The sequence below is a fragment of the Novosphingobium sp. 32-60-15 genome, from assembly GCF_002280675.1.
Taxonomy (GTDB): Bacteria; Pseudomonadota; Alphaproteobacteria; order Sphingomonadales; family Sphingomonadaceae; genus Novosphingobium.
Window position 1 is genome coordinate 229,204 of sequence record NZ_NCEN01000002.1, and the last position, 22,490, is coordinate 251,693.

Annotated in this window: 19 protein-coding genes; 13 read left to right on the forward strand and 6 right to left on the reverse strand. The window is 59.4% G+C overall.

From position 1 onward, the window contains the following. Nucleotide 1 precedes the first annotated feature (1 nt). The 7 genes from B7Y89_RS02615 to B7Y89_RS02645 all read left to right on the forward strand — a co-directional run bounded on the left by B7Y89_RS02615 (nucleotide 2) and on the right by B7Y89_RS02645 (nucleotide 10,063). Nucleotides 2–958 carry an alpha/beta hydrolase gene (locus tag B7Y89_RS02615; protein WP_292935473.1) on the forward strand — a complete coding sequence of 319 codons (957 nt, stop codon included), beginning with the start codon at nucleotides 2–4 and terminating at the stop codon, nucleotides 956–958. A gap of 26 nt (nucleotides 959–984) precedes the next feature. Next, complete coding sequence (locus B7Y89_RS02620) at nucleotides 985–1,929, forward strand: alpha/beta hydrolase (RefSeq protein ID WP_292935474.1); 945 nt, start codon at nucleotides 985–987, stop codon at nucleotides 1,927–1,929. Continuing rightward, nucleotides 1,929–2,819, forward strand: coding sequence for a MaoC/PaaZ C-terminal domain-containing protein (locus B7Y89_RS02625; protein ID WP_292935476.1), 891 nt, complete (start codon nucleotides 1,929–1,931; stop codon nucleotides 2,817–2,819). The genes B7Y89_RS02620 and B7Y89_RS02625 overlap by 1 nt, the downstream gene beginning before the upstream one ends. Before the next feature lie 92 nt (nucleotides 2,820–2,911). Next, on the forward strand, nucleotides 2,912–5,140 hold the full coding sequence (locus tag B7Y89_RS02630) for a molybdopterin-dependent oxidoreductase (protein ID WP_292935478.1): 2,229 nt from the start codon (nucleotides 2,912–2,914) through the stop codon (nucleotides 5,138–5,140). 111 nt (nucleotides 5,141–5,251) lie between these two features. Continuing rightward, complete coding sequence (locus tag B7Y89_RS02635) at nucleotides 5,252–7,936, forward strand: LuxR C-terminal-related transcriptional regulator (protein WP_292935480.1); 2,685 nt, start codon at nucleotides 5,252–5,254, stop codon at nucleotides 7,934–7,936. An 85-nt stretch (nucleotides 7,937–8,021) separates the two neighbouring features. Continuing rightward, on the forward strand, nucleotides 8,022–8,951 hold the full coding sequence (locus tag B7Y89_RS02640; protein WP_292935481.1) for a 3-keto-5-aminohexanoate cleavage protein: 930 nt from the start codon (nucleotides 8,022–8,024) through the stop codon (nucleotides 8,949–8,951). Then, entirely contained in the window at nucleotides 8,951–10,063 is a 1,113-nt protein-coding gene (locus B7Y89_RS02645) for a CaiB/BaiF CoA-transferase family protein (RefSeq protein ID WP_292935483.1), read from the forward strand. Before B7Y89_RS02640 ends, B7Y89_RS02645 begins: the two co-directional genes overlap by 1 nt. A gap of 45 nt (nucleotides 10,064–10,108) precedes the next feature. On the opposite strand, the gene B7Y89_RS02650 is transcribed toward B7Y89_RS02645, so the two are convergent. Next, nucleotides 10,109–10,873 (reverse strand): tyrosine-protein phosphatase, encoded by a 765-nt coding sequence (locus tag B7Y89_RS02650; RefSeq protein ID WP_292935485.1) that lies wholly within the window; start codon nucleotides 10,871–10,873, stop codon nucleotides 10,109–10,111. A 151-nt stretch (nucleotides 10,874–11,024) separates the two neighbouring features. Here B7Y89_RS02650 and B7Y89_RS02655 point away from each other — a divergent pair, with 151 nt between their 5' ends. Further along, nucleotides 11,025–11,942: an SMP-30/gluconolactonase/LRE family protein gene (locus tag B7Y89_RS02655; protein ID WP_292935573.1), complete on the forward strand. Its 918-nt coding sequence runs from the start codon at nucleotides 11,025–11,027 to the stop codon at nucleotides 11,940–11,942. Between the two features lie 14 nt (nucleotides 11,943–11,956). Here the strand turns inward: B7Y89_RS02655 and B7Y89_RS02660 are convergent, their stop codons facing one another. Continuing rightward, complete coding sequence (locus B7Y89_RS02660) at nucleotides 11,957–14,290, reverse strand: membrane-bound PQQ-dependent dehydrogenase, glucose/quinate/shikimate family (RefSeq protein ID WP_292935487.1); 2,334 nt, start codon at nucleotides 14,288–14,290, stop codon at nucleotides 11,957–11,959. A 44-nt stretch (nucleotides 14,291–14,334) separates the two neighbouring features. Continuing rightward, nucleotides 14,335–14,793 (reverse strand): nuclear transport factor 2 family protein, encoded by a 459-nt coding sequence (locus B7Y89_RS02665; RefSeq protein ID WP_292935489.1) that lies wholly within the window; start codon nucleotides 14,791–14,793, stop codon nucleotides 14,335–14,337. A 188-nt stretch (nucleotides 14,794–14,981) separates the two neighbouring features. On the opposite strand from B7Y89_RS02665, the gene B7Y89_RS02670 reads away from it, so the two are divergent. Further along, nucleotides 14,982–15,506, forward strand: coding sequence for an ester cyclase (locus tag B7Y89_RS02670; protein ID WP_292935491.1), 525 nt, complete (start codon nucleotides 14,982–14,984; stop codon nucleotides 15,504–15,506). Between the two features lie 157 nt (nucleotides 15,507–15,663). On the opposite strand, the gene B7Y89_RS02675 is transcribed toward B7Y89_RS02670, so the two are convergent. Further along, nucleotides 15,664–16,815 carry a phosphotransferase gene (locus tag B7Y89_RS02675; RefSeq protein WP_292935493.1) on the reverse strand — a complete coding sequence of 384 codons (1,152 nt, stop codon included), beginning with the start codon at nucleotides 16,813–16,815 and terminating at the stop codon, nucleotides 15,664–15,666. Nucleotides 16,816–17,036: 221 nt separating this feature from the next. Between B7Y89_RS02675 and B7Y89_RS02680 the strand changes: the two genes are divergently transcribed. From B7Y89_RS02680 to B7Y89_RS02695, 4 genes are read left to right on the forward strand one after another with little or no spacing between them, the layout of a single operon-like run. After that, nucleotides 17,037–17,477, forward strand: a complete 441-nt coding sequence (locus tag B7Y89_RS02680) for a limonene-1,2-epoxide hydrolase family protein (RefSeq protein WP_292935495.1) — start codon at nucleotides 17,037–17,039, stop codon at nucleotides 17,475–17,477. 31 nt (nucleotides 17,478–17,508) lie between these two features. Beyond that, a complete protein-coding gene (locus B7Y89_RS02685; protein WP_292935497.1) occupies nucleotides 17,509–17,901 on the forward strand; it encodes a hypothetical protein in 393 nt (130 codons plus the stop codon). Then, nucleotides 17,901–18,818 carry an AraC family transcriptional regulator gene (locus B7Y89_RS02690; protein WP_292935498.1) on the forward strand — a complete coding sequence of 306 codons (918 nt, stop codon included), beginning with the start codon at nucleotides 17,901–17,903 and terminating at the stop codon, nucleotides 18,816–18,818. Before B7Y89_RS02685 ends, B7Y89_RS02690 begins: the two co-directional genes overlap by 1 nt. 44 nt (nucleotides 18,819–18,862) lie before the next feature. Continuing rightward, nucleotides 18,863–19,663 (forward strand): glucose 1-dehydrogenase, encoded by an 801-nt coding sequence (locus B7Y89_RS02695; protein WP_292935500.1) that lies wholly within the window; start codon nucleotides 18,863–18,865, stop codon nucleotides 19,661–19,663. A gap of 26 nt (nucleotides 19,664–19,689) precedes the next feature. Here B7Y89_RS02695 and B7Y89_RS02700 read toward each other — a convergent pair whose 3' ends face one another. Both B7Y89_RS02700 and B7Y89_RS02705 read right to left on the reverse strand, forming a co-directional pair. Continuing rightward, nucleotides 19,690–20,697 (reverse strand): NADP-dependent oxidoreductase, encoded by a 1,008-nt coding sequence (locus tag B7Y89_RS02700; protein ID WP_292935501.1) that lies wholly within the window; start codon nucleotides 20,695–20,697, stop codon nucleotides 19,690–19,692. 6 nt (nucleotides 20,698–20,703) lie between these two features. After that, a complete protein-coding gene (locus tag B7Y89_RS02705; RefSeq protein ID WP_292935503.1) occupies nucleotides 20,704–22,362 on the reverse strand; it encodes an FAD-dependent oxidoreductase in 1,659 nt (552 codons plus the stop codon). Between the last annotated feature and the right edge of the window lie 128 nt (nucleotides 22,363–22,490).

A 22,490-nucleotide genomic window follows, 5' to 3' on the forward strand; every position in this document is an offset into this window, starting at 1 on the left:
AATGGGCACGCGCCACCTGGTCGATCCAGCGCTGCTACCGCTGATCGACTCTATGCCGCCGATGGTGCTGTCTGACGCCAGTTTGCCGATGATCCGCGCGGCGCTGCCAGCCATGATCAAAGCAGTGCCGCTGCCCGATCTGCCGGTTGCAGTCAGTGAAGTGATGGTACCATCAGGCGAAGATGACCGCGCGGTGCGGTGCCTGCAATTTCGCCCCGAGGCAGTGGCGGGCTCCGCTCCTGTACCTGTAATACTGCATATGCATGGCGGCGGACATGTGCTTGGAATGCCGGAAATGAATGCCGGTACGCTAATGCAGTGGGCCGATGCACTGGGCTGCCTGATTGTGTCGGTCGACTATCGCCTTTCGCCCGAAACGCGCTTTCCCGGCGCAATCGAGGATTGTTACGCCGTGCTTGGCTGGTTGCACAACCATGCCGCTGCGCTTGGCGTTGACCGCAACCGGATTGCAGTCAGCGGTGAAAGCGCAGGCGGAGCGCTGGCTGCTGGGCTTGCTCTGCTGGCGCGTGACCGGGGCGAATATGCTATTGCCTTCCAGCACCTCGAACAGCCAAGGCTGGATGACCGCACAGCAACGTCGGCCACACCAAATCCCCACACTGGCGAATTTGTCTGGACGCGGCAAAGCAGCCACTTTTGCTGGATCGCACAATTGGGCAAGGAGCCGGGCGGGGATGACACATCGCCATATGCCGCCCCAGCGCGGGCGGCTGACCTTGCCGGACTGCCTGCCGCATTCATCGCTGTCGGCACGCTCGACCTGTTTGTTGACGAATGCCTCGACTATGCGCACCGCCTGATCCGCGCCGGAGTGCCAACCGAACTGCACGTCTATCCCGGCTGCATGCACGGCTTTGGCATGGCGCGCGACAGCGCACCGGCACGCCGGGCCCAGGCCGACAATCTTGCCGCATTGCGCGCCGCGTTTTCGCGGTAAAACTTACAAAAGCGGAAGGGAAATCCATGACTACCCGGCACCTTGTCGACCCTGATCTGTTGCCGGCATTGGAGGCCTTCCCTTCGCTGAAGGCCACGCGTGAAACTTTGCCTGCAATGCGGGCGGCGATGGACCCGCTACTGAAGGGCGCGCCAGTTCCGGTCCTGCCAGTCAATGCGCAGGAAATTCATATTTCATCGCCTGAAGGCCATCAGGTGCGCGCAATCTTGCTTCGGCCCGAAGGCCTGACCGGCGCAGTTCCCGCCCTGCTGCATATCCACGGCGGCGCCTATATCATTGGCGTGCCCGAGATGAGCGTGCCAGAACTGACTGTCACTGCCCACCAACTCGGGATCGTGATCCTGTCGGTCGATTACCGGCTAGCGCCTGAACACCCGTTTCCTGCCGGAATCGAGGATTGTTATGCAGCGCTGGGTTACCTGCACGACAACGCGGCCACGCTCGGCATCGACGCTGCGCGGATTGCGGTCATGGGCGAAAGCGCAGGCGGTGGGCTGGCCGCGTCGCTCGCCCTGCTAGCCCGCGATCGCGGCTCGTATTCACTGGCGTTTCAACTGCTCGACGCGCCGATGATCGACGACCGCACGTGTGTGCGTCCGCAAAATCCGGTGACAGGCGAATTCATCTTTCAGCCTGCAGACAACCACTTCGGCTGGAGCTGTTTGCTGAATGCCGAACCGGGCAGCGCGGATGTTTCGCCATATGCCGCGGCTGCGCGCGCCACGCAATTGCAAGGCCTGCCACCAACACTGATCGCCACCGGTGCACTCGACCTGTTTCTTGACGAAAATGTGGATTATGCAATGCGACTGAATTCTGCAGGGGTTGCAGTAGAACTGCACATCTATCCGGGGTGCCCGCACGGTTATGTTATTGCCGCCGATGCGCCGGTTTCCCAGCGCGCGCTTGCCGATAAGCGACTGGCCCTGCGCAGAGCATTGGCACTCTGATGCCGGTCCTCGATATCGAGCGCCTGCTGCGCTATAAAGTCCCTGCGGCACATGACTTTTACGATGCGCGCGATACCATCCTGTATGCCTTGGGGACCGGCGCAGGTCTGGCCCCGCAGGTTGACGACCTCAACTTCGTGTTCGAACGCGACCTGAAGGCACTGCCATCCATGGCTTTCGTATTGGGAACACCGGGCTTCTGGGCAATGGACCCCGCCGCCGGTCTTGACTGGCCACGAATATTGCATGGCGAACAATCGCTTGTGTTGTATCGGCCGCTTCAGGCCCAAGGTGAAATCAGCGGCAGCACCCGGATTGGCGAAATTGCCGACAAAGGGCCTGGAAAGCCTGCACTGGTGCGTATTTATCGCACACTCACGGACGAATCCGGCGCAAAAGTGGCTGATATGTCCGAAGTTTGGGTGTTGCGTGAAGCCGGCGGTTTTGGCGGAGAACGCGCGCTATCGGGGCCGCCTCCTGTCATCGTTCCCGAGACGCCAGCCACGCACAGTCTCGACCTGCCGACCAGCTTGCAACAAGCCTTGATTTATCGGCTGTCGGGTGATCGCAATCCCTTGCATGTCGAAGCGGAAACAGCGCGGATCGGAGGCTTCGACCGGCCCATTCTGCATGGGCTGTCCTCGCTTGGTCTTGCCGCGCGCGCCTTGGTCCACCTGCATTGCGATGGCGATCCCATGCGCCTGTCATCACTAGCCGCCCGGTTTACAGCGCCCGTGCTGCCCGGTGACACGATACGGACGCAAAGCTGGCAGCACCAAAATCGCATTGTTTTCCGGTCCATTGCAATAGAACGCGATGTGGTGGTGATCGACGGCGGTACGGCATCGGTTGACAGTTTTGCCGATCCACATGCCATTCCTTCCGGGTGATAGGTTCGCGCGTTGCCGCAACACCGTTCATAGGCATTCGGCTATTTTGAATAGTGGCCGGAACAAGCACCTGATCGGAAAGTGAAAACGGCATGGCTGCGCAACCTGTTCAAACAAGCGAGACGCGTTTCGGGATCTGCAAGGTCTGCTGGGCAGGGTGCCCGGTTGAAGTGACGGTTGAAAATGGCCGTGCGACCAAGGTAATCGGCGACCGCCAGTCCCCTATATATGGCGGTTATACCTGCCCCAAGGGTCGGGCCATGCCTGATGCCCATTATTCACCGACGCGTGTGCTTCATCCGCGCAAGCGGATGCCCGACGGCAGTTACCGCGAAATCCCGATGGCGCAGGCGGTTGAGGAAATCGCCCAGCGTATTGAGGCGATCGTCGCAGATCATGGGCCGGAAGCCATCGCGGTCTATCCCGGCAACGGCAACCTGACCAACCCGATCAATCCGGTGATCGGCGCGATGTTCATCATGGCGATGGGCACATTCCCTGACCGTTTCTTTTCAGTCCAAACCATTGATCAGGCCGGAAAAGTCATTGCGCAGGCATTGCACGGCCGCTGGATTCCCGGTCCACAACCCTTCAGCACCGCCAAGACGTGGATCATGGTCGGCACCAATCCGGTCATTTCCAAGCAGGGTGTGATGGTCAATCCCGGCCAGACTGTGAAGCAAGCGGTGAAGGACGGCATGAAGCTGATCGTAATCGATCCGCGTGCCACAGAATCCGCCACGCATGCCTTCCTGCACATCGCCCCGCAACCGGGGCAGGATGCCAGCATTCTGGCAGGCATCCTTCGGGTAATATTGTCAGAAAACCTTTACGATGCGGACTTTGTGCGCGCCAATGCCATCGGCCTGGACATGCTGAAGGCGGCGGTTGAACCGTTCACGCCCGAACACGTTGCATCAGTCGCGGGTATCACTGCACAAGAAGTGGTGCTGGCTGCGCGCACTTTTGCCTTGGCCGACAGCGGCTGCGTCGTGACGGCCACAGGCGCGCATTTTCCGCTTCATGGTACGCTATGTGAATATCTCGCGCTCAGCCTGAATACGGTTTGCGGGCGGTGGGTGCGCGCAGGAGAAGCGCATGGGCAACCGCATGTGCTCCTTCCGGACGTTCCAATCCGCGCCCAACCTCATGCTGCCTATCAGCCGTGGGATTATACCAAGAAAAGCCGGATCAATGCCCTGCCTCAAACGGTTGTCGGCGCGCCGACTGGCACTTTACCCGACGAAATCCTGACACCCGGCAAGGGGCAGGTGCGTGCGCTGATCTGTTCCGGCAGCAATCCTGCGGTATCTTTGCCGGACCAGAACCGGGCGGGCCGTGCGCTACGTGCGCTTGATCTGCTCGTCTCCATCGATGTCGAGATGTCCAATACAGCGCGCATGGCCGATTACGTGATACCCGACAAGATGGCTCTGGAAACGCCGGCCTGCTCGCAATTTTCGGAATCGATGAAATACTACGGTATCTGGACGGGGGGTTACGAAGTTCCCTATGCGCAATATGCGCCAGCCGTGGTCGATCCGCCCGCAGGCTCGGACACCATCGAAAGCTGGGAATTTTTTTACGAACTTGCCAAACGCCTTGGCAAGCAAATCACGTATTTCGGCAATGCTGCAGGTACAGGCGAGCATTGGGACAAGCCTCCGGTGCCTTTTACCCTACCTATTGACCGGCGCCCAACGACGGAGGAGATGTTCGAAGCGATGTGCGCGGGTTCGCGCGTGCCCCTGTCCGAAGTAAAGGAATTTGCTCACGGCAATGTCTTTGCCGCACTGGACCTCACGGTACTGCCACGCGCTGATGACTGTACGGCGATGCTGCAATTGGCTGATCCGACAATGATGGCCGAACTGGCGGACGTGTTCGAACACCGCGGCGATACGGCCTTGCCCAGCGCTGAATTCCCGCTTCTGCTCATCCCGCGCCGCGCGAACGACATGATGAATTCGATTGGGCGAAACAATCCAAAACTTACCGCCCGGCGCACGCACAATCCGGCCTATCTGAACCCGGCAGACCTCGACGCGATGGGACTTGCAACCGGCGACATCATCCGGATCCGGTCTGCCCATGGCGAGATTCAAGGCGTCGCCGAGGCAGAAACACGTTTGCGTACAGGCACGATCTCGATGTCGCATTGCTTTGGCACTAATCCTGATGAGAAAGACGATCCGCTTGGGCAGGGGGGATGCACCTCGCGCTTGATCGATGCCAATGCAGCGTTCGATCCGGTGTTCGGACAACCCCGCATGGGTGCGATTCCGGTCAGCATCGAAAAGGTCCCAGCCTTGGCGCAATAACACCGTGCCCTATCGATAGATAGGAGTACGTCGTTGCATCGCAACGGCATATGCGCGACAAAGGCCTGCGAAAGCGACCAGCAGAGTCGCTTCCTTGGAGAGAGCAAAATCATGGGTCTTGTCCCCACGACGATCATTCCGCCGCGCACGACAGCAGTCATCGTTCAACGCAAAGGTTTCCTGAACCGTGTTGATGCGATTTGCCGGGCGAGGCTGGTCACGTTTTGTGCACCTGCCGGTAGCGGAAAGACTACGGCAGCGCATTATTGCCTCAACCTCATGAAGCAGCAAGGCCGTCCGGCGATGTGGCTTTCGGTCAGGGCTGGCATCCGCGACTTTTCATCGTTTTTCGGCGCGCTAAAAGCCGCAGGGGTCGCTGTAGGTCTGGAGTGGGACCATCTGGACCGCGATAGCCCGGAAGAGCTTTGGCTGGCAGCGCTCGCGCAAGAGCATGAAAAGCCACCGGTTCTTGTTGTCGATGATGCGCAATTGCTTCCTTTGGCAGTGCTGGATTTCATAAGCCAGGCGATATCCAGCGTCCGCGATGCGATGACCATCATCCTGATTTCACGCGGGGCGCTGCCGGTGCCAGTCGCCCGATCGCGCTCACTGGGCTTCCTCGTGGAAGTTGGCGCGCCCGAGCTTGCGTTCGACGATGAGGAAGCAAGCGAACTGGTAACCCGCGTTGCCGGTGTTCCAGTTGAACCAGAGGCCATGCAGCAAATCATTCGTGATGCGCACGGCTGGGCTGCCGGTCTTGTCATTGGTGGTGAACTGTACCGGCGCGAACAAGCGCGCGGAAAAGTGTGGCAACCGTTATCGGATTATCTGCGAAGCGAATTTGCAAGCTACTTCTCGGAAGAGGTTCTGGCTCTGCAAACCCCGGAAGTACGCGATTTTCTGATCAACACTTGCATTCTTGATGAATTGACCGGACCTTCCTGCGCGGCTGTGACCGGAGACGACAATGCCCGCGCGATGCTTGACGATGCCTATCGTGCGGGATTGTTCATCGATGCGATCGATGAAGAGCGCAGTTGTTATGCCTATCATCCATTGTTCCGGGCGATGGCGCTTGGCCGTCTTTATGAGCGGGCCTTCGCACGCGCTGCAGAATTGCACCGCCGCGCCAGCCGGTTCTTTGCCGCGCAAGGTGAATTGCTTAAAGCGCTTGAACATGCATCGGCCAGCGGCGACCAGGAATTTATGGCCGACCAGCTGGACTTGCTTGCAAATGAACTGACAACGACCGGGCACCTCCACCGGCTTGACCAGATTGCATCCGAATTGCCGCTTTCCATCAGCGCCAAGCGTCCGATGCTTGTCCTGGCAATGGCGTGGCGCCGCATTCGCAGGCTGTCCTACCCATCTGCAGGCCGCCTGATCGACACCGCGTGCGCCTTGCGCGATACGCTTGTGGCAGAGGGCAAACTCGATACGTATGCTGCAACGGCTCTTGATCACCACATTCGGCACCGCCAGATCATGCTTGCCGCCGCGCAGGACGATATGGTCCGCGTCGAACGTGATGCCGAAGTGCTGATTGCCGAAATCGGCGATGATGATGCTTACCTCAGTTGCACCCTGCTGGCGCAAGTGATTGCGGCCCGGCGCGAGTTTTACCACTTCCACGACACGCTGAAGCTGGAAGCAGAGGTTCGCCGTGCGCTGGATCGGCCCGGTGCAGAATTTGCGTCCATCGCTTTGAAGTGTTCCATTGTGCCAACGTTGATGACCCAAGGGAAAACTGCAATTTCCCGCCGGTTCAGCGAAGAAGCGCTTGCTTCGGCCGTTGCGCGCAATGACGAAATCCCCGGATTGGCTGCATTGCCGGCGTTACCGTTCGCCGAATTGCTGTACGAAATGGGTGAGCTTGATCAGGCCAACGAACTGGTAGAGCGCTATCTTCCGGGCATCCGCCACTGGGGGTTGGTCGATCAACTCGCGTCCGGCTATCTTGTGCGCGCGCGCTTGGCCTTTGCCAAAGGGGACAGCGTTGCGGCCTTGGCAGGGCTGGATGAGGCGCATCTGGTGGCAATTGAATGCGGATTGGACCGGTTGCGTGCGCACCTCACATCCGAACAGGTCCGGATTTTGGTCAAATCAGGCCGGATTGACGAAGCTGAACAGGCGTTGCGCGCGATCAACAAGCAGATCGACGAGGAACCCGTACCAACGCTAAATCCGTCACGCCGCCGCGAAAGTCTCGCCATCGCGTGGATCAGGATCGAGATGCACCGCCACAGGCTGGTGCGCGCCTGCAAAGTTGCGACGCGCTGGCTGGAGTTCGTCCGGCGAAGCGGCGACATTCGTTCCGCTGTCGCCTTCGAACTGCTGCTTGCGGAAATCTTCGTGCTCCAAGGCAACAGATCCAAAGCGCGCCGTGCGGTGCGGTCAGCCGTCGAATTGGCCGAACCTGCTGGCTGGACCCGGGTGTTTCTCGATGAAGGCGAAGTCATCTCTGCATTGTTGAGCGAGGCTTATGCCAATGGCCCGACGCTTGATACCCGCGCCGACAAGTTTGCGGCGATGCTGGTTTCGCTGGTGGACAACGGCCCGCAAATGGAAATCGATGAGAGCGAAAAGGCTTTCGGGCTGACGGGGCGTCTTGCGAGTCGCGAGATCGACATCCTGGTCATGGTCAGCGGCGGCCTGCGCAATCGTGAGATCGGCGAACGGCTTGGCCTGACTGAAGGCACCGTCAAATGGTACATGCAACAGATCTACGACAAACTGGGTGTCCGCCGCCGTCCGCAAGCTGTGCTGCGCGCGCGTCAGTTTGGTATCCTGACCTAAGATAGGCGCGCACCGGGCCGTCACCGCGTTTGTCGGCCCGCGAAGATGCGGGGCTTTCTCCCACCGGCTTAGACACGAGGACACCATGGCAAAAGGCAAAGTCATCATCAGTTGCGCCATCACCGGCGCCATCCATACGCCCTCGATGTCCGAATTCCTGCCGATCACGGCCGAGGAAATTGCGGAATCAGCCGTGGGCGCTGCCGAAGCCGGCGCTGCAATCATTCACCTTCACGCACGCAATCCGGTCGATGGCCGTCCCGACCAGAACCCTGACCTGTTCGAGCCTTTCCTTAAAGTGATCAAACAGCGATCTGATGCGGTGCTGAACCTGACGACAGGCGGGCACCCTTCCATGACCGTGGACGAGCGCATCCGCCCGGCAAGCAAGTTCGCGCCCGAAGTCGCCTCGCTGAACATGGGGACAATGGGCTTTGGCCTGTTCCCGATGCTTGACCGGTTCAAAACCTTCAAACACGAATGGGAACCTGCCGCGCTGGAGGCCTCGCGCGATCTGGTGTTCAAGAACACATATGCCGATATCGAAAAGTTGCTGGGCATCCTCACCCCGCTGGGCACGCGGTTCGAATTTGAATGCTATGACACCAGCCACTTGTACAACCTCAAGTATTTCCTTGATCGCGGGCTGGTAAAGGCTCCGCTGTTCATCCAGACCTGCTTTGGCATTCTGGGTGGCATCGGCAGCCACCCGGACGACGTCATGCACATGAAACGCACCGCTGACCGTCTGTTCGGCGACCAGTATGAGTGGTCCGTTCTGGGTGCAGGTGCACGGCAGATGAGCATTGTCGCAATGGCGGCCTCGATGGGCGGCAACGTGCGCGTAGGGCTGGAAGATTCCCTATGGGCGGGCAAGGGCAGGCTGGCACAGACCAATGCCGAACAGGTGACCATCGCCCGCCAGATCATCGAAGGCATGGGCCTTGAAGTTGCCTCGCCTGATGAAGCCCGCAAGATCCTTGATCTCAAAGGCGCGGACCGGACCAACATTTGATGCCGGACCCTTTTCTGAAGACCGCTGCGACCGGGCCGCTGGCCGGCGTCCGCATTGTCGAAATCGACGCAATCGGTCCGGTGCCGTTGGCGGCAATGCTGCTGGCGGATATGGGCGCCGAGATCGTGCGTGTGGCACGTCCGCCCAGCGCAGGCGCGGGCGCGTGGGACGATGTCGGCGGCGACATACTCCATCGCAGCCGTACTGTGACGTATCTCAACCTCAAGGACGCGGACGACCGCGAACACTTGTTGACGCTGATTGGCAAGGCCGACGCGCTGATTGAAGGCTATCGTCCCGGTGTCATGGAGCGGCTAGGGCTGGGACCGGACATCTGCCTTGCGCGCAATCCGGCACTGGTGTTCGGCCGGATGACCGGGTGGGGGCAAACAGGGCCGCTGGCCCTGCGCGCCGGCCACGATATCAACTACTTGTCGATCACCGGCGCGCTTCACGCCATGGGGGATGGTGAAAGTCCGCCACCGGTGCCGCTTAATCTTGTCGGCGATTATGGTGGCGGCGCAATGTTCCTGATTGCAGGTCTGTTGGCCGCAATCCTTTCCGCCAGGGCAACCGGAACGGGGCAAGTGGTAGATGCCTGTATCACAGACGGCGTACCATCGTTGATGAGCCTGTTCTACGCGTGGCAGCCCAAAGGGCTGTGGTCCGATGCGCCTGCGTCCAACCTGCTCGATGGCGGCGCGCCATTCTATCGCTGCTATCGCTGTGCAGATGGGCGCGACGTTGCGGTCGGGTGCCTTGAGCCGCAGTTTTTTGCTCAAATGATCGCGGGGCTGGGGCTGGAGGATCGCGGTTATAACCAGAACGAGCGTGCCGAATGGCCGCGCATGGAAGCCGATTTCAGCGCTTGCTTTGCCACGCGCCCGCGTGACGAATGGGCAGCGCTTTTTGCCGATACCGACGCCTGTGTAACGCCGGTCCTGTCAATGGCAGAGGCTCCGCTGCATCCGCACAATACCGCACGCGCTACTTTTGTAAGGCACGGGGCGATTAGCCAACCGGCACCGTCCCCGCGGTTTTCAGGTACGCCGGGCAGCATTGCGAAGCCCGAATCACTGACGATCGAGGCCGCCCTTGGCCGATGGTCCTGAACAACACGCCGGGGCAGCGCAGATTCGTGCGCTGCCACGCATATGTCAGCCGTTGCTGACCATCGTCTCGCGAAAGCGCGTCAGCAACGCAGCATCAACCCCGGCTGCAGCGAAATAGCCGTCAAGACTACCGTATTCTGCGGTGATCACCGCAAAAGCGGCTTGAAGAAACGCAACATCGACGCCGATCATTGCGTCGATCAGTCCTTGGGTAGGGACAAAGCCGAACGCTTCCAGGAACTGTTCCTCGATCCCGCCACGCAAACGCAAGTTCTTGGCGAACACGTCCGAGCGTTCGTAATCGGCAATCACAACGTCTTCGGGCACGCCAACCGCGCGCAGCAGCAATGCGACCATGACGCCGGTACGATCCTTGCCCGCTGTGCAGTGGACCAGCATCGGGGTTTCCCCCGCAACGATCGATTCCACCAGATGGGCAAGATGCGGAAGCAATGCGGATGGAATTGACGCGTAATTGTCTGTCAGCGCACGGCGCACGGTTTCGGGCGACTGGTCTTCGCGCAGGGCTTCCCAGCCGTTGTTGGTCTTGACCCGCAAGTCCGCCGTCACATCAAGATTGAGCAGCCGCGCGGTTTCAGCCCAATCGTTAGGGTCCTTGTCACGCTCGCCCGCCGATCGCAAGTCACAGACCAGCTTGATGTTCAGCGCGCCCAGTTCTTCACGGTGGATCGGCTCGAAACTGGCGGGGCCTTCTGAACGATAAATGATGCCGGGGCGCACGATGCCGCCGCCGGTTGTCGGCAAGCCGCCGATATCGCGAAAATTGAGCTTCGACAGGGCTTCGGTCATGGTGTCCTCGTAGCGAATGGAATTTGGCGATGGGGCTTTGTCTGAACGAAGACCGGCAATGGCGCCGCGCTCACCTGCCTTATGGCGGGGTGCCCGTAGCGAAGCCAGCGATAGCGTCACAAAAAATGACGGAGAGTGCGACGTGAACGTGATGATCAAGAGCTATCTGACGGACGGACTGATGCTCCCTGAAGGTCCGATAGCGATGCCCGATGGCAGCGTGATCGTGGTCGAAGTGCTGGGCGGCAGGCTGACCCGGATTGCCCCGGACGGCACAAAATCTACCATTGCGAACCTGGGTGGCGGGCCGAACGGCGCAGCCATTGGCCCTGATGGCCGCTGTTATGTGTGCAATAACGGCGGATTTGGCCACATGGCCTTGCCCGATGGCGGGTTGCTGCCACTGGAAGCACCGCTGAATACGCCGCCCGGATCAATTCAGGTTGTCGATCTGGCGACCGGCGCATTTGAAACATTGTATTCCCACTGCGAATCGACGCCTTTTTGGGGACCGAACGACATCGTGTTCGACGATGCGGGCGGCTTCTGGTTTACTGATTTCGGGCGTGACCGTGGCCGCACCCGGATGCGCGGCGCGCTCTATTATGCCAAAGCCGATGGATCGGAAATCTGCGAAGTGGTGACCGCACTTGACGGCCCTAATGGTGTCGGCCTCTCACCCGATGGCCAGACGTTGTATGTTGCATTGACGTTTGAGGGCCACCTGATCAGCTTCCGGCTGTCGGGGCGGGGCGTCATCGATACCTCGGCTTCGCACATTCCCAATGGCAGCACGATTGTCGGCCGGGCCGGGCCGGGGATGTATCTCGACAGTCTGGCAATCGATAGCGCGGGAAGGATCTGTTGTGCCTCGCCCGGAGCTGGCGCGGTGCTGGTGTTCCCGCCCGAAGGCGGCGCAGCAGAAATTATCGCGATCCCCGATTTCCTGACGACCAACATTGCCTTTGGTGGTCCCGATGGCAAGACAGCCTATGTCACGATGGGCAGCACAGGCCGGGTTGCGATGATCGATTGGGATGTACCGGGACTTGAACTTGCGTTCCATTGATCGCCGGCTTGGCCTTACTTACGTGGCAACGCATAAGCGATGATTTCGTCGCTTTCACCAGACAGCATACCGCCGTGTCCGCCCGCCGCAATTATGACAAACTGACGCCCGCTCTTGGCTGACCAGTACGTCGAGGGTGAGGCGTTACCGCCTGCGGGCAGGCGCGCGCGCCACAGTTCGCGACCTGTGGCGGAGTCATAGGCGCGGAAGGCGTGTTCCTGCGTTGCGCCGATAAACACCAGCCCGCTGCGGGTTGACACAGATCCGCCGATATTGGGCACGCCCATCGGGATCGGCAGGAACGTCGGCAGGGTCAATGGACCGCTATCGCGCGAGGTGCCAAACAGGCGTGTCCAGACCATCTTGCCGCTCCGCAAATCGACCGCGTTGATATGGCCATAGGGTGGTTGCTGGCAGGGAATCGCCAGCGGCGACAGGAACGGCGTAATGTGCGCGGCATAGGGCACGCCCTTTTGCGCCACTGGGCCGCCAACATCCGACATCCGTGCGGCGGTCATCGGCTTGACGCCCTGTTTGTCGGCATCGGCGCGCGGGATCAGGCGGTTATAGTTGGCGACCTGGTTGTTGTTGACGATCATCAACTGGCGCCCCGGATCAACCGAAACGCCGCCCCAGTCCACACCGCCAAGATAGCCGGGCCATGTCAGCGTTGGTTGTTTCGTCGAAAGCGGCGTCATATCGCCTGCGAACCGGGCCTGACGGAAACGTACACGGCACATCGCCTGATCAATGGGGGTAAGACCCCACATGCCTTTCTCGGTCGGGCGCGGGCCGCCGAATGACGGGATGCCCACCGAATAAGGCTGAGTGGGCGATACGCGTTCACCCGGCACACCATCTGTCGGCACCGGCTTTTCAACTACCGGGAGGATTGGCTTGCCGGTGGCACGATCCAGGAAGAAGATTTCGCCGCGCTTGGTCGGCTGCAACAAGCCCTTGATGCCGCCGGGCAAATCAACCAGTGTCGGCTGCGCAGGCACATCATAGTCCCAAAGATCATGATGCGTGGTTTGGAACGACCAACGCACAGAACCGGTTTCCGAATCGAGAGCGACGACCGAGCTGGAGAAACGATCGTCATTGGCGGTGCGGTGACCGCCGAAATAATCGGGCGTGGCATTGCCGGTCGGGACATAGACCAGACCCAGCGCGTCATCAGAACTCATCGGCGCCCAACTATTGGGCGTGCCGCGCGTAAAGCTTTGTCCGGCAGGCGGCATCCCGTGAAAATCGGGCTTGCCCGCATCGAAGGCCCAGGCAAATTTTCCGGTAACCGCATCAAAGGCACGCACGACGCCCGAAGGTTCGCCGGTGTGCTGGCCATCGGTCACCCATCCACCCAACACCAGCTTGCCACGCGCAATGGCGGGCGGCGAAGTGACAAAGTAATACCCTTTTTCAACCGGAGTCATGCCATCCAGCAGGCTGACCACGCCGTTTTTGCCAAAGCCTGCACAACTGCGACCGTCGCCCGCATCCATCGCCAGCAGGCGCGCGTCGATGGTGGCGGTATAAATGCGCTGCGCACAATGACCGGTGAGGCCGGGCACCTGATAATACGTCACGCCGCGACAAGTGAGGCCATAGACACCGTGCGGATCGGTACGGGTGCGGTTGCGCCAGACCTGCTTGCCCGATTCGGCATCAATCGCGATGACATCATTGGCACCAGTGCAGATATAGACCTTGTCACCGATCTTGAGCGGATTGGCCTGAAATGAAGATTTGCTTCCCGCAGGGGCCGGGCCGGTATGGAAGCTCCACACGCGTTCAAGATTGCCAACATTGGCAGGCGTTATCTGCGCCAACGCGGAGAAACGCGAACCGCCGCGATCATTCCCGTAAGCCGTCCATTCGCCTTCCTGCAGATTGGCGGGCGCGGGGCCATAAGCGTCGGTAGTCGCAGGTGGAGTTGCATCAATCCAGAACAAGGCCGCGACCGAGGCCAGAACACCAAGCCCAAGCCCCCGCCACAGCACGCGGCCCGCAGGAAGAGGCGCAGTAAGCCCGACATGGCTGCGATAGGCGCGTGTCAACATCCACAGGCCGAGACACGTCGGCATGGCGAGGCGTGGTGCCAGCGCCCAACCGTCTATTCCTACTTCCCACAGCGCCCAAACAAGGTTGGCGGCAAGAAATGTCCAGAACAGGTAGACCGACAGAGCCTTATGGCGAAAGCCGAGCACTGCGGTGACCACCATGACGACGCCGCTCGCCATATACCACGGCGACCCGCCAAGGGTGACGAGCTGCGCACCAAGCGCGGTTAGTGCCACACCTGCGGCCAGCATGATGATCAGAAACAAAGTGTTGAGGAAGCGCTGCATCGGTTTTCCGGTCTGGCTTTGGATAGGGTGGCAAACGGGCCGGGTCAGCCCATCTGGCCTTGCAGCCATTCCGGCACGCCGATCAGGTAGCTCTTTTCTTCATAAAGCCGTGCAATACGCCAGCCAGCAGGGGTGCGCACCAGGTCGTGAATATACCACAAGCCACAGATCATCGTATCCGTTTCGGAACCGTTGGTGACCGTCATGGGGTTATAACAGACGGTCTTGGTCTTTGCGCTCTGGCCATCTGCTGCAAATTCATAGCGTGTGGTTGAAACGACATGCTGCGCAGCAAGAACCTGCTTGAAGCTGGCGGTCAGGAACGCCTTGGTTTCGGCCAGCGTGCCCTTGAACAGGGCCATCTCGGAATAATCGATAAACGCATCGGCGGTGAAGAAGTCATCCAGTTTGTCAAAATCGCGCGCATCGACCGCGTAGCAATAGCCAACCAGCAAGTCCTGGATTTCGAACCGGTCGGACATTTCCTGAACGCTGATTGCCATACCGCTTTCCCCTCGATCTACATTTTTTCGCATTTTGAGGTTGGCATGAGCATCGACGTACAACCGCCTCTCCAAAGGTAGGTTGAAGCGCGAGGTGTGCTCGCCAAAGAAAGATTGCCCGCCGGGAAGTTGTTCCGGCCATGCCTGAACACAAGCCCGCGACATGCGGATCATATTAGGAGACTGACATGGGCCTCGCCCCCTTTACCGAAGCCGATTTCGTCCTTTCGCAGGAAAAGCGTGACGAAATCACCGAAGGCCTGACCCCGCGCCAAAAGTTCATGACAGAACATTGGATGAACCTCCACGAAGTCATCAATCGCGGTGATTGGGACGGCATGGACGAGTACTTCAATACCGACACCATGACTTATGACAACCCGAACCGTCCTGATCTGGGCACCTACTTCGTGTGGAAGACCTCACCGCAGGGCCTCTACAAGACGTTCCCACCCAGCATCTATCGCACGCTGAAGGCCTGGGGCCGTGGCGAAGACGAAATCTGCGTGTTGTGCCACCACCACGGCAAGCACACCGGCGGTCCTTACATGGGCGTCCAGCCAACCGGTAACGATCTGAACGTGTTGTGGTTCTCGTGGCTGCGCTTCCGCGGCGACAAGATCGATCACATCTATTCGATCTCGGACGTGCTGACGATGCTCAAGGACCTCGAAGTCATCGAAGTTCCGCAGCCGGTTGATCCTTACAAGTAAGGCTTCTGCTGCAGAATTTTCTGCGCAACAAAAAGGGCGCGTTCCGCAAGGAGCGCGCCCTTTTCTGTGTGGCAGATGCCTGAATATAAAGCTTGGCGGTAACCCCAACCCCTTGCGCATCCACAAAGGGGTTGGGGTCAAACGCTTGGCCTGCGGATTATTCCCCCAGCAGTATCTTCCAGGTATTGAGGTCTTCACCAGCGGCAAAGAAGCGTTCGTTCATGGGCAGACCGTTCTGGCCCCAGTAGTCCATGTTCGCGACCCACGCCTGGATGCCATACATTACCCAACGCGGGATCTGTTCGTTCCAGATTGTTTCAAGGTCGATTACATCGGTTGCGCCTTCCTTGATCAGGCAATCGCGATAGTGCGCGATCAGGTCCTTGTGGTGGTGGCGGCGTTCCTCGACTGTAAGCGAGCCGACGATGAAATACGTCAGATCGCGCCACGGACGGCCCCGGCGGCCAAGCTGCCAATCGAGCCACAGGCGTTCGCCCGACGGCAGGATATACGTGTTGCCTTGGTGGCAATCACCCAGAATCACGCAATAGGGCGCTTCGAATGCACGTTCGTATTCGGTCAGCTTGTCGTAGGCGCGCGACACCCGCTCTGGATCGTCGAGGTAGTGCTGCGGCGCGATTGCGCGGAAATTGGGGTCTTTCAGATTCTCGCCGATCCAGTGCCACATGATGCGGACCTGATCATGATCGACCGGAACATTCATCGAGGTCGGCAACCACGGCGCTGCTTCAGGAGTGATCAGCGGGCTGTTCCACAAGCCACCATGAAGCTTGGCAAGATCTGCAAGGTTCTGCGCAATGACGTCGATGCCATTTTGCTGCGTGCTGTGGCCGAACTTTCCGCCCCGGTCGATCAGGTCTTCCAACACCACGACACCGCGACCCGATCCATCATCGTCCCAATCGGAATAATAGCATTTGGCCGTCTGGCACGTGAGTTTGTCGGTGAGGAAGTGATAGAAACGCGCTTCCAGAGCGTGAATATCGACATCATCAAACATGCCCGACCAATTGGACTTGATGCACAAATTGCGTGGCAGACCAGCGGCGATGCCGGCCGCGTTCCAATCAACCGCGACTCGCAACTTGGTGGTGTGGCTGTCAAACAGTTGCACCACTTCCAGCTTTTCCGCGACAACGCCGGGATACTTGTAGGCCATGAGCTTGCCGAACCATTCGGCATCAGGCGTAAATCGCCCCGTTGGCAGCAACTCGGTGCGGCCGGGATAGGGACGCGGAACCATATTCTGGTCCACCACCCGCTTTTCCTTCACTGTGTCCTGCGTCATTAAAGTCATCTCCTCTCTCAAGCCCTGTACTGGAAGTCCCAAGAATTGCTGGGGCAGCCATTTGCCGGCAAAAAACACATCCGGGTCTCGTTCGCCCGTTGCTTAAAGTTTCTGGACGACAGCGCGCGATTGGACCCTGCCAACAGGAAGGTGTGATGCATTCCGCATAGGGACCAGAAAGATCGCAAGCCGAAACAATCGACGAGAGGATGGAGCCAGCAATGTCGAACAGCAAGGAAACTGCGGTAAGGAAATTCCTGGCGCTTTTTCATTCCCCCAAGCCGGACATCGGCCTGATGCGGGAGGCTCTGGCACCGGATGCACGCTGGCAGGCGGTCGTGCCGTTGGCAGACGTTGTCTACGGGGCCGATGCAATTTGTCGCGAGGTTGAACGCCAGTACCAGATTTACAAGGATTGCGAATGCGAGCTGCTGAATATCGCAAGCTCCGGCGACACCGTTTTTACCGAGCGCGTTGATCGCGTTCGCTTGCTCGATGGCGGCAAAGAAGTGATCACGAATGTTGCGGGCATTTTTACCGTGAACGAAGACGACAAGATCGTATTCTGGCGGGAATATTGGGACATGCTCGATATTGCTGACCAGATCGGCATTTCCGGAGAAGAAATGCGCAAACTGATGGACACGCAAGTCGCGGCCTGATCGTCCGGCCCTTGCTGCAGGAGAACCAATTGTGAGCACCAACGAAGAAGCCTGGACGCAGGGGTGTGAAACAGTCGATGCCGTTTATGGCGACGGCTATTCCGACATGATGCAACCTTACAAGGGGCACCGCTTCAATCAGGAAATCGTGAACAACCAGTTCGGCAACTTGTGGGCCGATCCCGCGATGACCATTCGTGAAAAGCGATTGATGGTTCTGGGCCTGACGACCATGCTTGGGCGGCCCGACCTGATCGAGACGCAGGTAACCGGTGCCCTGCTGAACGGCGAGTTCACGGAAGAACAACTGGAATTCATTCCGCATTTCCTGCTGTTCTATGCAGGCGCGGGCAATGCCTCTGCCTTGTTCCGCGGCATTGAGGCTGCGAAGGCCAAAGTGCAGGCGGGCAAGGTAAGCGGCTGATGATGCAGCATTTGGCATTGGCTGAATCCAGCGCCGTCCTGATCCGGCCGGAAAGCGATTGGTCAATACAGAACCGGGAATTCGTTGACGATTTCGAGATCGTCGCGCGCTTTGCTTCGCATGACCTGACCATGGACATCAGGCAATACGAATGGGTGCGTCCATCGTCCGGACATTTGCTGCCCCAAAAACACTACCTAGATATTTCGCTTGATGGCAGCTTGCGGCGCAGCGTGTTGCAATCCGAATGCTGGACCGAACCGCAATATTCCGGCGGCGTTCTATATCTGCCGCCAAATGTCCGATATTGGGGCCAGCCCGCGCTGGAAAAGCGCAATCTTCTATGCCTGTCATTTGGCGACGCCTTTCTTGAGGACGTGTTCGACGGAGAGAACCCGCTGCGCTCCTCTACGCCCCATGCCGATATCCAGAACATCGCGTTAAGGCGCGATCTCCTTGCTATTGCCAGCGAGCTTTCCTCACCGGGTTTTGCCGCAAGTACATTGCTGGGATCTTTGGCCGTAGGTGCGACCGTGGAACTGGCCCGCTGGTCGCAACTGGTTTCCGATCTGGGCAATGGTATCGTTCTGCCATTGCAGGCAAAGCGGATCGAGGAATACATCAGAAGCAATCTTTCCAGCACCCTGAGCATTTCCGATATCGGTCGTGCCTGCGGCATGAGCACGCGCAATGTCGCCCGGGTGTTCAAGCAAGCCACCGGCGGGAGCATCGGCGATTTCATCGCGCGATGCCGCATCGGGTTGGCCAAGGAATTGCTGGAATCCGACAATTACCGCATCAAGGAAATCAGCTGGAGATGCGGGTTCCGCAGTTCATCGGCCTTCTCGGCCGCGTTCCGCGCTGCAACCGGCATGACCCCGCGCGATTACAGATTGAGACCGGGAATGCTGCAGTAACGCATTGTTTTCGCGACGAAGAATAAACAACAGGAATAGATATAATGAGCAGATTGGCAGGCAAAGTGGCAATCGTCACTGGCGGCGGCGGTGGCATCGGATCGGCAGTCGCGCGGCGGCTGGTGGCCGAAGGCGCGCGGGTTGCCGTTGCGGATATCTTCGAGGAATCGGCGCAACGGGCCGCCCAGCCACTGGGGGATGCCGCAATTGCGGTGCAGTTCGACGCTGCCAGTGCCGAATCGGTGAAGGCGCTGGTCGAAAAGACCGTCAGCCATTTCGGCAAGTTGGATATCCTGCACAACAATGCCGCAATGACCGATCCGGTCAAATCGGCGCAAGACACCACTGCCATCGATATCCCGATGGAAATCTGGCAGGAAATCCTTGACGTTAACCTGACCGGGTATCTGCTGGGGTGCCGCTATGCCATTCCGCATATGATCGCCAACGGTGGCGGGTCAATCGTTAACACCGCGTCCAATTCAGGCACAGCGGGCGATTTGGCGCGCATCGCATACGGGTCCACCAAAGGCGCGATCATCACACTGACGCGCTATGTCGCGACGCAGCATGGCACCCAGAATATCCGCTGCAACAGCATTGCGCCGGGCGTTGTGCTGACCGAAGCGCTCGACAAGACGGTGCCCGGCCTGAAAGACATCATCAAGCGCCACATCCTGACGCCCGAATTTGGCACGCCTGACGATATTGCCGCGCTGGTTGCGTTCCTCGCGTCGGATGAATCACGCTATATCACGGGTGAAAACATCTCGATCTCGGGTGGCGGGTTGATCCATCAACCACATTACGCCGATCTCAAGGCATTCATGGAAGCAGCGGGCTAGATCCTGCCTCCTAAAACCAGATGACGTTAGATCAACTGGACGATACGCTTGCCCCGGTTCTCTCCCCGGTACAAACCGGCCAGAGCATCGGGGCAGGCCTCGATCCCTGACAGCAGGTCTTCCTGAAATGTCAGGCGACCTTCGGCGATCCAGCCGCGCAACGCCCCGACGGCCTCTTCCAGCCTGTCCATGTGATCGAACAGAACGAAGCCTTCCATCCGCGCACGCTTGACCAGCAAGTGCCGTTCCACGCGCGGACCTTCCGGCCATGGCTCCCACCGATCATAGGACGCCGTTCCGCAAACGACGACGCGCGCCTTTTGCGCCAGATGTGGCATCACTGCGTCCGATATGGCGCCAGCGGTATTATCGAAATAGATATCGATGCCGTCCGGACACAGTTCGGCCGCCCGCGCGCCGACGTCTTCCGCGCGGTAATCAATAGCAGCGTCGTAGCCGAACAGTTCCACGCAATCGCGCACTTTGGCAGGGCCGCCGGTGATGCCGATGGTGCGGCAACCGTGAATACGTGCGATCTGTCCCACAGCCGAGCCGACTGCACCGGCGGCGGTTGAGACAACCACAGTCTGGCCGGGTTTGGGCTCTGCAATCGTGGTCAGGGCGAGCAGCGCCGTCGTACCGTTAAGGCCCAAAATGCCTAGCGCCATCTTTGCTTCTGCAGCCGACGTGCGCTGCACGATGCGGTCTATGCTGACAGTGGCATAGTCCTGCCACCCGAACCAACCCGTCACATATTCGCCAACTGCATAAGCGGGATTGCAGGAGGCAACGATCTGGCCCGAACACAAGCTGCGCATGACTTCGCCAATGGCAACCGGTGCAGAATAATTGCCAGTATCGGCAATCCAGCCACGCATGGCAGGATCAACCGACAAGTAATGGTTGCGCACCACAATTTCGCCCGGCGCAGGTTCAAGGACCGTACTATGATCAATGGCGAAATCGTGTGCTTGCGCAACGCCTGCTGGCCGATTGACCAGCAGGACACGGCGATTGATTGCGTCGGGCTTCATCAGACTTTAGCTGGCAAGGCTGCGCGCCGCGATATAGCCCAACGTCATGGCCGGACCGACATTGCAGCCATGCGCCGGGGCGTGGCCGCGCCACAGGGAGTTTGCATCAAGCCCTGCTGCGTGAAGGCCGGGAATGACTTTGCCCGAAGCATCCAGCACACGCGCCTCGCCATCGATGCGCAAACCCACCGTGGTCGATCCATCACCCGGAAAGATCTTGACGGCATAGAACGGTGCGGTCTCGATCGGGCCGAGGCAGGCATTAGGGACGTGGCGCGGATCGCCAAGATCGCGGTCAAGCGCCGAGGCACCCTTCTGGAATTCAGGGTCCACGCCGGTTTTGGCGTAAGTGTTCATGGCTGATGCTGTTTTAACCAGCGCTGCGGCATCGACACCGATCTTGCCGGCCAGGTCCGCCAGCGTTGTGCCTTCGACCAGATAGCCTGCATCCACCAGTTTCTTGATCCCGCCACCCCCGGGCAGCGAAAGGCCAAGGCCATATTTCTTGACGAAGGGGGCATCGGCGACGAGCCAAGCCGGTACAGCGCCGGCTTTGTGCATATATTCGACAAATGTGTTCGACGCTTCATTGCCAAACCGCTTGCCCGATTTGTCGACTGCGATGCAGCCCGGCTTGGCCATGTCGATCAGATGCGCGTAGATCGCCTTGGTGCCATCGGGCTTTACCATGGTGGAGACGACCGACCACACCCCGTTCGCGACATTCTCGCCATCAATGGTGCCGCCCACTTCGAGGCCCATATTCATGCCATCACCAGTGTTGCATCCGGCCATGATGGATATGTGCTGATCGGGGTAGGGCATATAGGCGCGCCGCAGTTGTTCATTGGCCGAAAAGCCGCCTGTGGCAAGGACGACGCCTTTTTTCGCGTTAAGGTTCAGTGCCTTGCCATCGCGTTCCACACGAATGCCGGTGATCCCGTCCGGTCCGCCGATCAAGCCGGTAACGCCGGTGTTGCGCCACAAAGTGACGCCTGCATCATGCGCCGAACGCAACAGGCGGGCGGCCAGCGCATTGCCCATGGTGATACGCGATCCGCGCTTGCGGCCCATCATCTTGTCCAGCACGTACTGGCCGACGATCTTCATCATGTAGAACATCGATTTGGGCGATGATTTCATGGCATCAAGGTGGGGCAAGTCGGGCAGATCGACCATGAACCCGACCGGCGCGTTGAATTCGCTGCGCGGCAGACGCAACTGGTCTGCATAGCCGTTCAGCTTCTGCGTGCGGTATTCAAGCGGGCGCAGCAGACGCCCATCCTTGCTGGCCCCTTCAAGTTCGGGGTGCCAGTCGGGCGAATGATCCGCGAGCGCAAAGACGACTTCGGTCTGGTCTTCAAGAAACCGCACCATTTCAGGGCCAGCCTGCAGATAAGCATCAAGCGCCGGGGCGTTCAGTTCTTCGCCGACCAGTGCGCCAATGTATTTCCGCGCTGCGCCAGCAGGCTCAGGGATACCCGCCGCAAGCTGGTGGTGGTTGCCCGGAATCCAGATGCCGCCACCAGAAATTGCGGTGGTCCCGCCGAATACGTCGGTCTTTTCCACGACGAGAACCTTAAGGCCCTTGCGCGCGGCGGTGACGGCCGCGGTAAGGCCCGCTGCGCCCGATCCGATGACAATGGCATCCCACTCGTTGCTCATACATTCCCTCCAGCCAGGCCATTGGCAGGCCTGCTTCATGATCGCGCACGCTATCGGCGGTTTATCGGCAATGACCTACCGCATGGAAGGGGGCGGACGCTGAAGGGGCGTGATGATCGCATTTGAAA